At 66.9% G+C, this 251-nt stretch carries 1 protein-coding gene; it reads right to left on the reverse strand.

Annotated features, from left to right (window positions below; all coding sequences use genetic code 11):
* A partial coding sequence (locus tag C666_RS19210) for a TRAP transporter small permease subunit (protein ID WP_004352750.1) occupies positions 1-251 on the reverse strand: 251 nt, incomplete at both ends.

The following is a 251-nucleotide window of genomic DNA, read 5'->3' on the forward strand; positions in this document are numbered from 1 at the left end:
CTGGCCGTGACCTGCAGGAAGCGAAAGCACATCAGGTAGGAGCCCAGCGGGATCGCCGAGTACACGATCCAGGTGGGCCACTCGAGGTCGGGCGTGACCGGGCCTTCGAAGAAATGGCCCGTGTCCGCGCCCAGCGTGCTCAGCACCGCGTAGGCCAGGCCGTTCTCCCACACGAAGTGCGCGCCCAGCGTGCCGATGGTGCCGGTAAACAGCGCCCCGGCCAGCAGCCCGAAGATGATGAACTTCTGGCG

Origin of the sequence: Thauera linaloolentis 47Lol = DSM 12138 (assembly GCF_000310205.1) — a bacterium.
GTDB classification, from domain to species: domain Bacteria; phylum Pseudomonadota; class Gammaproteobacteria; order Burkholderiales; family Rhodocyclaceae; genus Thauera; species Thauera linaloolentis.